Consider the following 11,323-nt stretch of genomic DNA (forward strand, 5'->3'; position numbering starts at 1 on the left):
GTTGCTCCCGCTCTTGTCCTACACAGGGCACAGAATCGACCAAGCAGGGGATGACCATGGCACGTACGGCGGAAAAGCGCGGCAAGGATGAGACCAAGGCCGCGGAGAAGAAGGTCAAGGCGACCGGCAAGCCCGCCGGCGGCGCGCGCGGCGGCATCACTGCGCCGGTGACCCCCTCCGCCGACCTGGCCGAGATCGTCGGCAAGGACGATCTGCCGCGCAGCGAAGTCGTCAGCAAGGTGTGGGACTACATCAAGAAGCATGACCTGCAGGACGCAAAGGATCGCCGCCAGATCAACGGCGACGACAAGCTGGCCAAGATCTTCGGCAAGAAGTCGGTCAGCATGTTCGAGATGAACAAGCATCTGAGCGCGCACCTCACCGCCAAGAAGGCGTAAGCGGCCGGCCGGGCGTCCGCGCCCGGCCCGCCCTCCGGCGTCAGGCAATCGATGCTTCGCTACCTGCCGCTTCTCGCCGCGCTGGCGGCGACCACCGCATCCGCGCAGCGCGCAGCGCCGCTGCCGCCGGCGCTCCAGTGGTCGGGCGCGAGCGAGCGGTTGATCGTCCACGCCGACGATCCGTGGATCACGCCGGCCGAGCGCGACGGCTTCGACCGTACGCCGGACGGATCCGAGACGCGGGCGTGGCTCGACCGGCTGGTCGCATCCGCCCCGACGCTGCTGTCGATCGAGCCGTTCGGCCGCAGCGCGCAGGGCCGCGAACTCTATTTCGTCCGAGCGAGCAAAGGTGGTGCGGCAAAGCCGGTGCTGCTGGTCCAGGCCGGCATCCATGCCGGCGAGATCGACGGCAAGGACGCCGGATTGATGCTGCTGCGCGACATCGCGCACCGCGGCAAGGATCGGTTGCTCGACCGGGTCGACCTGGTCTTCGTTCCCGTCTTCAACGCCGACGGGCATGAGCGCGCGAGCCTGTGGAACCGGCCGAACCAGCGCGGTCCGCGTAACATGGGCTGGCGCACCACCGCGCAGAACCTCAACCTCAATCGCGACTATGTGAAGGCCGACGCGCCCGAGATGCAGGCGATGCTGCGCCTGATCCAGCGGTTCGATCCGGCCCTCTACCTCGACCTGCACGTGACCGACGGCATCGATCACCAGTACGACATCACCTATGCGTTCAGCGGCTGGCGGGGTCGCTACGCGCGCTCGGCCGCGATCGGGGCATGGCTCGACACGCAGCTGCGCCCGGCCATGGATCGGGCGCTCACCCGCGCAGGCCACATCCCCGGCTTCTACGTCAGCGCGCTCAGCAACACCGATCCCGACAAGGGGATCGAGCACACGCCGGACACCCCGCGCTTCTCGACCGGCTACGGCGACGTCGCCCGCATTCCGACCGTGCTGCTCGAGACCCACTCACTCAAACCGTACCGCCAGCGCGTGCTCGGCACCTATGTGTTCGTCGAGGAGGCGCTGCGCCTGCTCGGACAGGAGTCGGTCGGCCTGCGCACGGCGATCGCACGTGACCGCGCGAGCCGTCCCGACCGGCTGACCGTGACCTGGAAGCCGCGCGCCGAGCCGCTCTACACTCTCGACTTCAAGGGTGTCGCCCATGACCGCTACCGCTCCGCCGCGTCCGGGCGTGAGGAGATCCGCTGGCTCGGACGCCCCGTCATGCAGAAGATGCCCGTGTTCGGCCCCGATCCGGACAAGAGCGTCGCCCTGCCACGAGCATGGTGGGTCCCGGCGACAGCGCGGGACGTGATCGCGCGGCTGAAGCTGCACGGCATCGCGTACGAGACGATCGCCGCGCCGCGCACGCTGACGCTCGACACCGTCCGGATCGGTGCGCCCAAGCTTGGCAACGCGAGCGAGGGGCATGTTCCGCTGACGGCCGGCAGCTACACGCACGCGCCCCGCCGCGAGACCTTCCCCGCCGGATCGGTCCGCGTCCCCGCCGATCAGCCGCTCGGCTTGCTCGCCGCCGTCATCCTAGAGCCGGAGAGCGCCGACTCGCTGCTCGCCTGGAACTTCTTCCCCGGCATGCTCCAGCGCACCGAGTACATCGAGGGCTACGCCATCGCCCCCGTCGCCGATCGCATGCTCGCCGAGGATGCCGATCTGCGCCGCGCGTTCGAGGCGAGACTCGCCGCCGATCCCGCCTTCGCCGCCGATGGCAGCGCGCGGCTTGCCTGGTTCTACGAGCGCACGCCCTACTACGACGACCGCTACCTGCTCTACCCGGTCGGGCGCGAACTGCGCTGAGGTCAGCGCCGGTGCAGGATCAGCCAGCTCACCAGCAGGCACAGCGCCGCCGCCGGCAGGGCCGCCATCACCAGTCCGGGACCGGGCGGGATCATGTCGGTCGCGGCGTCAGGCGCGTGATGGAGGTGCCACGCGCCCCACAGCATTATGGTTAGTGGCGCAATCAGGCCGGTAATGATGATCGTTGCCGCGCGACGGCCAAGCCCGATCCACTCGGCCCGGATGATCCATGCTACGAACGCCGTCACCGCCGCCGCCGGCGCGGCGAGGAGCAGCACGTACGTGCCGATGAAGGCGACTCTCGTGATCAGGCGACCGTCACGCTCGGCTGACCCGCGGCGATCGTCGCGGTCGCCAGCGTCGCGACCTCCCCGTCCGGCTGTGACACCTCGCGCACGACGCGGAAGCTGCTCTGCCAGGCGTCGCGGGTCACGTCGCACAAGGTGTAGCCGCGGCGGTCACCGGTGAACTTAAGATAGGGGTTGCCTGCCAGGATCTTCTCACCGTTCGCCCGCCGATCGGCACCGTTGCCGCCCGACGAAATGGAGGTGGTGACCAGCTCCACCGCCACCGCCTTCCCCGTTCCCGCGTTCAAGCGGAGGTCGCCGGCGAAGGTCTGGTGCTCGTCGCCGGTCAGCACCACCGCGTTCCGCCCGGCAAGCTGGCGGAGCAGCCGCTCGCGCGGCGCATCATACGCGCCCCAGCTGTCCATGTTGCGCAGCGGCGCGGGCTCATCCCCGGTGCGCCGGTCGAGCGGCATGACCATGACCTGCTGCGCGATCGCGTTCCACCGTGCGCGGCGCTGCTGGAGATTGGTGGCGAGCCACTTCTCCTGCGCGTCGCCTAACACCGCAGCTTTCGGGTCGCGGACCCCCGCGCACACCGGCTTGAACCCGTCGTCACAGGGCTGGTCGCTGCGAAAGCTGCGGGTATCGAGCAGGTGCAGGTCGAGGAGGTTGCCGATTGTCGCCCGGCGATAGGCCGTGACGCCCGCAACCGTCGGCAGCGACGCGCGCCGCACCGGCAGATGCTCGTACCACGCCTGGAGCGCCATTGCGCGGCGCAGCGCGAAGAACTCGGGCGGTGTGCCCTTCTGATCGGTCATCGAGACCCAGTTGTTCTCGACCTCGTGATCATCGAAGGTCGGGAACCAGGCGGCAGCGGCGTGGGCGGCCTGCAGGTCGGGGTCTAGCTTGTACTGGGCGTAGCGCTGCCGATAGTCGGACAGGTCGTGGAGCAGCTGCCCCTCGTGCGCGCGGACGAAGCGGCGCGGACGACCGTCATAGCCGACCGGCACGGGCGAGCTCCGCCCCTCGTAGATATAGTCGCCATAGTGGAAGACGAACTCGGGGTCCTCCGCTGCCAGGTGGCGATAGGCGGTGAACAACCCGTCCTCATAGTGCTGGCAGCCCGCGACCGCGAAGCGCACCCGATCGACCGGCGTACCGACGGGTGGCAGCGTGCGCGCCTTGCCTCGTATCGAGCGTTCCCGCCCGATCTGGAAGCGGTACCAATAGGGTCGCGCGGGCTCCAGCCCGGCGACCTCGACGTGGACGGCGTGGGCGAGTTCGGGCAGCGCCATCGCGGTGCCCTTGGCGGCGATATCGCGCATCGCCTCGTCGCGCGCGACTTCCCAGCTCACTTCCACCGGCGCCATCGGCATGCCGCCGTGCGGCTGGAACGGATCGGGAGCGAGCCGGGTCCAGATCACGAAGCCATCCGGAGCCGGGTCGCCCGAGGCGACGCCGAGCCGGAAGGGGTAGGCGGTGAACAGCTGCTGCGCGCGCAGGATTGCGGGCGCACCGGCAAGGACGAGGCCCGAGCCGAGCAGGACGCGGCGGGTGAGTGAGATCATGACCTCACCCGCGCGACAGCAAGAAAGCGGACGGCGTGGCAGCTGGAATCGTCGGACATCTGCCCTCCCTAGCGCCGCCGCATGTCACTTGCACGACGCCCGGTCAGCGCGCGTCCTCCTCCGGCCAATAGAGGCGCATTGGGTTAGCGACGAGCAGCTTGTGCTGGAGCGCCTCGGTCGGCGCGATCGCCGGAATGACGTCGACCAGCGCGCCGTCGTCGGGAATGTTCGTCTCCATATTGGGGTGTGGCCAGTCGGTCCCCCACAGCACCCGGTCGGCGTAGGACTCCACCAGCGGGCGGGTGGCGGCGACGAAGTCGGCGTAGGGCGGTCCGGCCGGGTCGAGCCGGTCCGGGCAGGTCACCTTGGTCCAGATGTCGTCGCGGCTGTCGAGCAGCGCACGAAACGCGCGCATCTCCGCGCCGTCCGGCCCTTGCGCGACATCGGGGCGACCCATGTGGTCGATCACGACCGGGACGGGAATGGCTGCCAGGAACGGACGCAGCTCGGCAAGTGTATCCGCCTCGAAGTAGACGACGACGTGCCAGCCGAGCCGCGCGATCCGCCCGGCCACGTCGAGGAACTTGTCCTTGGGCGCATCGTCCACCAGGCGCTTGAGGAAGTTGAAGCGGACGCCGCGAATGCCGCCGGCGTGGAGCGCGTCGAGCTCGTCGTCGCCGATCGCGGGGTCGACCACCGCGACTCCCCTTGCCGCGCCATTGGACGCCGCGATCCCGTTCAGCGTCGCGCGGTTGTCGGTGCCGTGGCAGCTCGCCTGGACGATGACGTTGCGTGCGAAGCCGAGCCGATCCCGCAGCGCGAACAGCATGTCCGGCCCCGCGTCCTGCGGCAGGTATTTGGCCTTGGCGCTGAACGGGAAGTCGGCGGCGGGGCCGAACACGTGGCAATGCGCGTCGACCGCTCCGGCAGGCGGCATGTAGCGCGGCTGCGACGGCTCCAGCGTCCAGCTGCGGATGCGTCCCTCGGCATCGGTGCTCATGCGAAGACCTCCCCGTCCATCAGCTTGCGCGCGGTGCGTAGCATCCCCGCCTCGACCGGCTGGCCAGCGGCATCGATCGTCACCACGCACTCGGTGACGCCAGTCGGGTGCTCGACGCCGAGCGTCTTGGTGCTGCCGTCCGGAACATCGGCCAGCGCGGCGGCGGGCGAATCCGGCACCAGGCAGGCGGTGGCGACGCTGACCGCGCCGAGCACGCCGATCGAAGCGTGGACGCGGTGCGGGATGAGCGAGCGGACGGCGACCGCCCCACCCTCGCGCGGTGCGGCGACCAGCATCATCTTGGGCACCGACTTCTCCCGTACGTCGCCCAGGTTCATCAGCGGCCCGGCGAGGAGGCGAACTGCCTCCACCCGCGCCTTCATGGAGTCATTGCCGTCGAGCGTCTCCCGATCCTCATAGCCGGTGACGCCGACGTCGGCGGCGGCCAGGACGACGCAGGGCATGCCGTTGTCGATCAGCGTGCAGGCGACCCCGTCAATCACGTCGACCCCGTTTCCGGTCGGCAGCAGCGCGCCGCAACTCGACCCCGCGGTATCGCGGAACAGGAGCGGGATCGGGGCGGCTGTGCCAGGTACGCCGCTGATCTCCGCGTCCCCGTCGTAGCGGACGCGCCCGCCGGGCGTCTGCACGCGGGCGACGGCGACCTGACCGGTATTCTCCATGTAGATGGCGACCGGCGTCTCGTCGCCCGCCGGCGCGACCAGCCCGCGCTCGATCGCAAACGGCCCGACGCCGGCCAGCATGTTGCCGCAATTCTGGCTGTCGGTGACGATCGGCTGGTCGACGAAGACCTGCAGGAACAGATAGTCGACGTCTACTCCGGGGCGCTCCGACCGGCGCACGACCGCGACCTTGGACGTGAGCGGGTCGGCGCCGCCCAAGCCGTCGATCTGGCGTGGATCAGGCGAGCCCATGATCCGGAGGAGCAGTGCGTCGCGCTGACCAGCGTCGCTCGGCAGATCGTCGGCGAGGAAGAACGCCCCCTTCGACGTGCCGCCGCGCATCCACATGACGCGGGTGCCCTCAGACATAGCGGAGGCCTATCTGCTCCAGCTTGCCGCGCATGTCGTAGATGTCGAGGCCGAGTTCGCCCGCCGCCAGCCGCTGCCGCTTGCTCTCCTCCGCCGCCTCCCGCGCCTGCGCCTTCTCCAGCACCGCCGCCGCATCGCCGCGCGGCACCACGCAGACGCCGTCGTCGTCCGCGACGATCACGTCGCCGGGCTGGATCGCCGCACCCGCACAAACGATCGGTACGTTCACGGAGCCGAGCGTCGCCTTCACCGTCCCTTGCGCGAACACCGCCTTTGACCAGACGGGAAAGCCCATCTGGGTCAAATCGCGCACGTCGCGGACGCCGGCATCGATCACCAGCCCGCGGCACCCGCGCGCCATCGCGCTGGTCGCGAGCAGGTCACCGAAATAGCCGTCGACGCACGGCGAGGTCGGGGCGAGCACGATGATGTCGCCCTCGCCCAGTTGCTCGATCGCGACATGAACCATCCAGTTGTCGCCGGGCGGGGCGGAGATGGTCACGGCCGAGCCGGCGATCCGCGCGCCGGGGTAGATCGGCCGCATGTAGTGGGCGAGTAGCCCGGTGCGGCCCTGCGCCTCGTGCACGGTCGCGACCCCTGCCGATGCAAGGCCGTCGATCACGGCGGCATCCGCGCGTTCGATGTGTCGTACCACCGTGCCTGCCATCCGCGCGCTCCTTATCCGCCTTGGTCGAGCCAGCTAGGCTTTTGCACCGGCCTCCGGGCAATTCGGATTGCGGGCGACCCATAAGAATTTGCTATATGACGCCGGTGACTGCACCTGATCCCTTCAGCCTGAACCCCCGTCACCTGCGCGCGCTGTCCGCGATCATCGCGCGCGGCAGCATGAGCGCGGCGGCAGAGGCCGTCGGCCTGTCGCAGCCCGCGCTGACGCAGGGGATTGCGAAGCTGGAGCAGCGGCTGGGCACCAAGCTGTTCGAGCGGCACGCGGACGGCATGCGAGCGACGGAGGAAGGACAGGTGCTGGCCGGGCGCAACGATGCCGCGATCGCCCATCTCTCCGGCGCCGTTCGCGGCGGCGGCCGCGGTTTCGCACGGCCCGAGCTGCTGATGACGGGCACCCAGCTTCGCGCCTTTCTCGCGCTCGCCGACGCGGGCGGATTTGCACGGGCGGCGGCGGCGACCGGCCTGTCGCAGCCGGCGCTGCACCGCGCGGTACGCGAACTGGAGCAGATTTGCGGCCTGGCGCTGGTGGAGCGGCGCGGGCGCGGCGTGGCGCTGACTCCGCGCGGGCTGCGCCTCGCGCGTGGGGTGCGCCTGGCCCGCGCGGAGATCGGCGCGGCGATCGTGGAGATCATGGGCGATGTCGCGGAAGGAGCCGGAAGCCTGACGATCGGCGCCATGCCGCTGTCGCGCGCGCTGATCGTGCCGCGCGCGATCGCGCGGCTCACCGCCGAGCAGCCGGGCGTCCGGATCGACGTGGTGGAAGGATCGTGGCGCGAGCTGATCGATCCGCTGCTCGACGGTGTCCTCGACCTTACCATCGGCGCGCTGCGCGACACGGCGCCGGCCGGGCTGGAGCAGGAGCCTCTGCTGGTCGACCAGCTGGTGGTGGTCGGCCGCGCCGGCCACCCGCTCGCGGCAACCGCGGCGCCGAGCCTTGAGGACATCGCCCGCTACCCCTGGATCGTCGGGCAAAGCGGCACGCCGCTCCGGGCGCAGTGGCAGGCGTTGTTCGCGGGCCGCGCTGCACCCGCCGCGCCGATCGATTGCGGATCGGTGATGGTGATCCGCGAGGTCCTGCGCCAGAGCGACTTCCTGACCCTGCTCTCCCCCGCCCAGATCGCGCTGGAGACGGAAGCGGGCGTGCTGGCGCCGATCGGCCCGCCGCTGCACCAGGGCAACCGCACGATCGGAATTAGCACACGTGCCGGGTGGCGACCCACCCCGGCTCAAGCGCGTTTCCTTACGCTGCTGCGTGATGCGGCGAACACTTTCGGAAACTGAATAGGCTCGGGCGAAATCCGATTGGCAGTGCCGGGTGCGGTGGATCAGTCCCGGGCTATGGAGAGCAGGTTTGCGATCATCGGGTTTGGGGAAGCTGGGCGCACACTCGCTGCCGACCGGAACGCGGGCGTGTCCGTCAGCGCCTACGATCGCAAGCTCGACTCGCCTGCCACCCGTGACGCCATCGGACACGCCTGCCGCGCCGCCGACGTGACGGCGGTCGACACGCCGGCCGATGCTCTTTCCACCGCGACCGCCGTGCTGTCGCTGGTCACCGCCGATCAGGCGCTCGCCGCGGCCCGCCAATATGCGCCGCTGCTCGCTGCCGGCGCGCTGTGGCTCGACGGGAACAGCGTCGCGCCGCAGACCAAGCGCGCCGCCGCCAACGCGATCGAGGCGGCAGGCGGGCGCTACTGCGACGTCGCGATCCTGGCGCCAGTCGATCCCGCGCGGCGCGCGGTCCCGCTGCTGGTCAGCGGTGCGCACGCCGACAAGGGCGTGGCGGCGCTCCGTCAGTTTGGCTTCACCAACGTTCGCGCGGTCGCGGGCGAGATCGGTGCGGCGTCGGCGATCAAGATGATCCGCTCCGTCATGGTCAAGGGGCTGGAGGCGCTCACCGCGGAGTGCCTGCTCGCGGCCGAAGCGGCGGGGGTGCGGGCCGAGGTGCTCGCTTCGCTCGACGCGAGCGACCGCGCGGTGCCGTGGGCAGCGCGCGGTGACTACAACCTCGACCGCATGTTGGTGCACGGCCTGCGCCGCGCCGCCGAGATGGAGGAGGTCGTCGCGACCCTCGATGCGCTCGGCACCGGCAGCGTCATGTCGCGCGGCACCGCCCAGCGCCAGCACGACATCGGCGCGCTCGGGCTCGCTCCGCCGCGCGGGCTCGACGCCAAGCTCGCCGCACTCCTGCCCACCGCCGAGGAGAAGGCCGCGTGAGCCTCGTCATTGACTGCCACGGCCACTACACGACCGCGCCCGCCGCTCACAACGACTGGCGCGAGGCGCAGAAAGCCGCGTTCAAGGCCGGTGAGGCCGCCCCGCCCTACCCCCAAATCTCCGACGACGAGATCCGCGAGACGCTGGAGGCGAACCAGCTCCGGCTGCTGCGCGAGCGCGGGGCGGACATGACGATCTTCTCTCCTCGCGCCTCCGCCATGGCGCCGCACGTGGGCGACGAGGGCGTGGCGCTCGCCTGGGCGCGCGCCAACAACGACCTGATCGCGCGCTGCGTTGCACTTTATCCCGAAACCTTTGTCGGCGTCTGCATGCTGCCGCAGAACCCGAAGGCGGACCTCTCCGGCTCGATCGCCGAGCTGGAGCGGTGCGTCACCGAGCACGGCTTCATCGGCTGCAACCTCAATCCCGACCCCGGCGGCGGGCACTTCACCGCGCCGCCGCTCACCGACCGCTTCTGGTACCCGTTTTACGAAAAGATGGCGGAGCTGGACGTGCCGGCGATGATCCACGTGTCGGGCAGCTGCAATCCCGGGCTGCACGCGACCGGCGCTTATTACATCGCCGCCGACACGATCGCGTTCATGCAGCTGATTCAAGGCGACCTGTTCCGCGACTTCCCGAACTTGCGTTTCATCATCCCGCACGGCGGCGGCGCGGTGCCGTATCACTGGGGCCGCTACCGCGGGCTCGCCGACATGCTGAAGCAGCCGAGCCTCGACACGCACGTCATGAACAATGTGTTCTTCGATACCTGCGTCTATCACCAGCCCGGCATCGACCTGCTCGCCGACGTGATCGATACCAAGAACATCCTGTTCGGGTCGGAGATGGTCGGCGCGGTGCGCGGGATCGATCCCGAGACCGGGCACTATTTCGACGACACCAAACGCTACGTCGACGCGCTGCCGATCACGCCCGAGCAGCGCCATGCGATCTTCGAGGGGAACGCCCGCCGCGTCTTCCCCCGTCTCGATGCCAAGCTGAAGGAGCGCGGCCTGTGAGCACCCCACGCGATATCCACGCCTATCTCGCCGAGTTCGACGACATCCCTGGCACCCGCGTCTTCACCGCGCAGCGCGCGCGGCAGGGCTATCACCTCAACCAGTTTGCGATGAGCCTGATGAAGGCGGACAATCGCGCGCGGTGGAAGGCGGACGAGCGCGCCTACCTCGACGAGTGGAAGCTCACGGACGAGCAGAAGGCGGCCGTGCTCGAGCGCAACTACACCAAGCTGCTCGACCTCGGCGGCAACATCTACTTCCTGTCCAAGGTTTTCTCGACCGACGGGCAGAGTTTCCTCCAGGCGGTCAGCACGATGAGCGGCATGTCGCTGGAGGACTACCAGGCAATGATGATCGCCGGCGGCCGCTCGCCGGAAGGTGTCCGTTCCAAGAAGGAGGCGCGCTGATGGCCCGCATCACCGCTGGCGTCGCCAGCAGCCATATACCGGCGCTGGGCGTCGCGATCGACCTCGACAAGACGCAGGAAGCGTACTGGAAGCCCGCGCTTGCTGGCTACGAATGGACCCGCGAGTGGGAGAAGGCGGAAAAGCCCGACGTCGTGATCCTGGTCTACAACGACCACGCGTCCGCGTTCGACATGCGGGTCATCCCGACCTTCGCGATCGGTTGCTCGGAGGAGTTCAAGCCGGCGGACGAAGGCTGGGGGCCGCGCCCGGTGCCGGTGGTGAAGGGTCACCCCGATCTCGCCTGGCATATCGCGCAGAGCTGCATCCTCGACGAATTTGACATGACGATCATCAACGAGATGGACGTGGACCACGGCCTGACCGTGCCGCTGTCGCTGATGTTCGGCCAGCCCGACGAATGGCCGGCGCGTGTCATTCCGCTCGCGGTCAACGTCGTCACCTATCCCCCGCCCTCCGGCAATCGCTGCTGGGCACTGGGTGAGGCGATCCGCCGCGCGGTGGAGAGCTTCCCCGAGGACCTGAACGTCCAGGTGTGGGGGACCGGGGGCATGAGCCACCAGCTCCAGGGCGAGCGCGCAGGCCTGATCAACAAGGAATGGGACAACCGCTTCCTCGACCGGCTGGAGGGCGACACCGACGAGCTGCGCCACGTGCCGCACATCGAGTATCTGCGCGAGACCGGGTCCGAGGGGATCGAGATGGTCATGTGGCTGATCATGCGCGGCGCGATGGGCAAGACCACGCGCGCACTGCACCGCCACTATCACGTCCCCGCCAGCAACACCGCGGTCGGGCACCTGGTGCTCGAACCGGTCGACTGAACCATCGTCGTGCCAG

The 11,323-nt window shown here is 69.5% G+C and carries 12 protein-coding genes; 7 read left to right on the forward strand and 5 right to left on the reverse strand.

The features are described 5' to 3' along the window. Positions 1-56: 56 nt before the first annotated feature. Positions 57-398, forward strand: a complete 342-nt coding sequence (locus CRO12_RS16465) for an SWIB/MDM2 domain-containing protein (RefSeq protein ID WP_179641063.1) — start codon at positions 57-59, stop codon at positions 396-398. Positions 399-449: 51 nt separating this feature from the next. Then, positions 450-2,225, forward strand: coding sequence for a M14 family metallopeptidase (locus CRO12_RS16470; protein ID WP_097064990.1), 1,776 nt, complete (start codon positions 450-452; stop codon positions 2,223-2,225). A 2-nt stretch (positions 2,226-2,227) separates the two neighbouring features. Here the strand turns inward: CRO12_RS16470 and CRO12_RS16475 are convergent, their stop codons facing one another. The 5 genes from CRO12_RS16475 to ligK all read right to left on the reverse strand — a co-directional run bounded on the left by CRO12_RS16475 (position 2,228) and on the right by ligK (position 6,799). Beyond that, positions 2,228-2,503: a hypothetical protein gene (locus CRO12_RS16475; RefSeq protein WP_097064991.1), complete on the reverse strand. Its 276-nt coding sequence runs from the start codon at positions 2,501-2,503 to the stop codon at positions 2,228-2,230. Positions 2,504-2,532: 29 nt separating this feature from the next. Next, positions 2,533-4,080, reverse strand: a complete 1,548-nt coding sequence (locus tag CRO12_RS16480; protein ID WP_097064992.1) for an alkaline phosphatase D family protein — start codon at positions 4,078-4,080, stop codon at positions 2,533-2,535. 103 nt (positions 4,081-4,183) lie between these two features. Beyond that, the gene (locus tag CRO12_RS16485; protein WP_097064993.1) at positions 4,184-5,080 is read right to left on the reverse strand and encodes an amidohydrolase family protein; all 897 of its coding nucleotides are present in this window, start codon (positions 5,078-5,080) and stop codon (positions 4,184-4,186) included. Continuing rightward, positions 5,077-6,132, reverse strand: coding sequence for a 4-oxalomesaconate tautomerase (locus CRO12_RS16490; protein WP_097064994.1), 1,056 nt, complete (start codon positions 6,130-6,132; stop codon positions 5,077-5,079). The genes CRO12_RS16485 and CRO12_RS16490 overlap by 4 nt, the downstream gene beginning before the upstream one ends. Then, the gene (gene ligK, locus CRO12_RS16495; protein ID WP_097064995.1) at positions 6,125-6,799 is read right to left on the reverse strand and encodes a 4-carboxy-4-hydroxy-2-oxoadipate aldolase/oxaloacetate decarboxylase; all 675 of its coding nucleotides are present in this window, start codon (positions 6,797-6,799) and stop codon (positions 6,125-6,127) included. The genes CRO12_RS16490 and ligK overlap by 8 nt, the downstream gene beginning before the upstream one ends. A 104-nt stretch (positions 6,800-6,903) precedes the next feature. Here ligK and CRO12_RS16500 point away from each other — a divergent pair, with 104 nt between their 5' ends. Genes CRO12_RS16500 through CRO12_RS16520 form a run of 5 tightly spaced genes read left to right on the forward strand, consistent with a single transcriptional unit; the run spans position 6,904 to position 11,307 of the window. After that, on the forward strand, positions 6,904-8,100 hold the full coding sequence (locus CRO12_RS16500) for a LysR family transcriptional regulator (protein ID WP_245858562.1): 1,197 nt from the start codon (positions 6,904-6,906) through the stop codon (positions 8,098-8,100). A gap of 57 nt (positions 8,101-8,157) precedes the next feature. Then, complete coding sequence (locus tag CRO12_RS16505; RefSeq protein ID WP_097064997.1) at positions 8,158-9,036, forward strand: NAD(P)-dependent oxidoreductase; 879 nt, start codon at positions 8,158-8,160, stop codon at positions 9,034-9,036. Next, the gene (locus tag CRO12_RS16510) at positions 9,033-10,058 is read left to right on the forward strand and encodes an amidohydrolase family protein (RefSeq protein WP_097064998.1); all 1,026 of its coding nucleotides are present in this window, start codon (positions 9,033-9,035) and stop codon (positions 10,056-10,058) included. Before CRO12_RS16505 ends, CRO12_RS16510 begins: the two co-directional genes overlap by 4 nt. Continuing rightward, positions 10,055-10,465, forward strand: coding sequence for a protocatechuate 4,5-dioxygenase subunit alpha (gene ligA, locus CRO12_RS16515; protein ID WP_097064999.1), 411 nt, complete (start codon positions 10,055-10,057; stop codon positions 10,463-10,465). The genes CRO12_RS16510 and ligA overlap by 4 nt, the downstream gene beginning before the upstream one ends. Further along, complete coding sequence (locus CRO12_RS16520; protein WP_097065000.1) at positions 10,465-11,307, forward strand: class III extradiol dioxygenase subunit beta; 843 nt, start codon at positions 10,465-10,467, stop codon at positions 11,305-11,307. The genes ligA and CRO12_RS16520 overlap by 1 nt, the downstream gene beginning before the upstream one ends. Positions 11,308-11,323 lie beyond the last annotated feature (16 nt).

Source organism: Sphingomonas guangdongensis, assembly GCF_900199185.1.
GTDB classification, from domain to species: Bacteria; Pseudomonadota; Alphaproteobacteria; order Sphingomonadales; family Sphingomonadaceae; genus Sphingomonas; species Sphingomonas guangdongensis.

Coding starts and splice junctions, on each gene's coding strand:
- CRO12_RS16485 (WP_097064993.1), bottom strand. CDS start 5,080: ATGAGCACCGATGCCGAGGGACGCATCCGCAGCTGGACGCTGGAGCCG.
- CRO12_RS16520 (WP_097065000.1), top strand. CDS start 10,465: ATGGCCCGCATCACCGCTGGCGTCGCCAGCAGCCATATACCGGCGCTG.
- CRO12_RS16465 (WP_179641063.1), top strand. CDS start 57: ATGGCACGTACGGCGGAAAAGCGCGGCAAGGATGAGACCAAGGCCGCG.
- CRO12_RS16470 (WP_097064990.1), top strand. CDS start 450: ATGCTTCGCTACCTGCCGCTTCTCGCCGCGCTGGCGGCGACCACCGCA.
- CRO12_RS16505 (WP_097064997.1), top strand. CDS start 8,158: ATGGAGAGCAGGTTTGCGATCATCGGGTTTGGGGAAGCTGGGCGCACA.
- ligK (WP_097064995.1), bottom strand. CDS start 6,799: ATGGCAGGCACGGTGGTACGACACATCGAACGCGCGGATGCCGCCGTG.
- CRO12_RS16480 (WP_097064992.1), bottom strand. CDS start 4,080: ATGATCTCACTCACCCGCCGCGTCCTGCTCGGCTCGGGCCTCGTCCTT.
- CRO12_RS16490 (WP_097064994.1), bottom strand. CDS start 6,132: ATGTCTGAGGGCACCCGCGTCATGTGGATGCGCGGCGGCACGTCGAAG.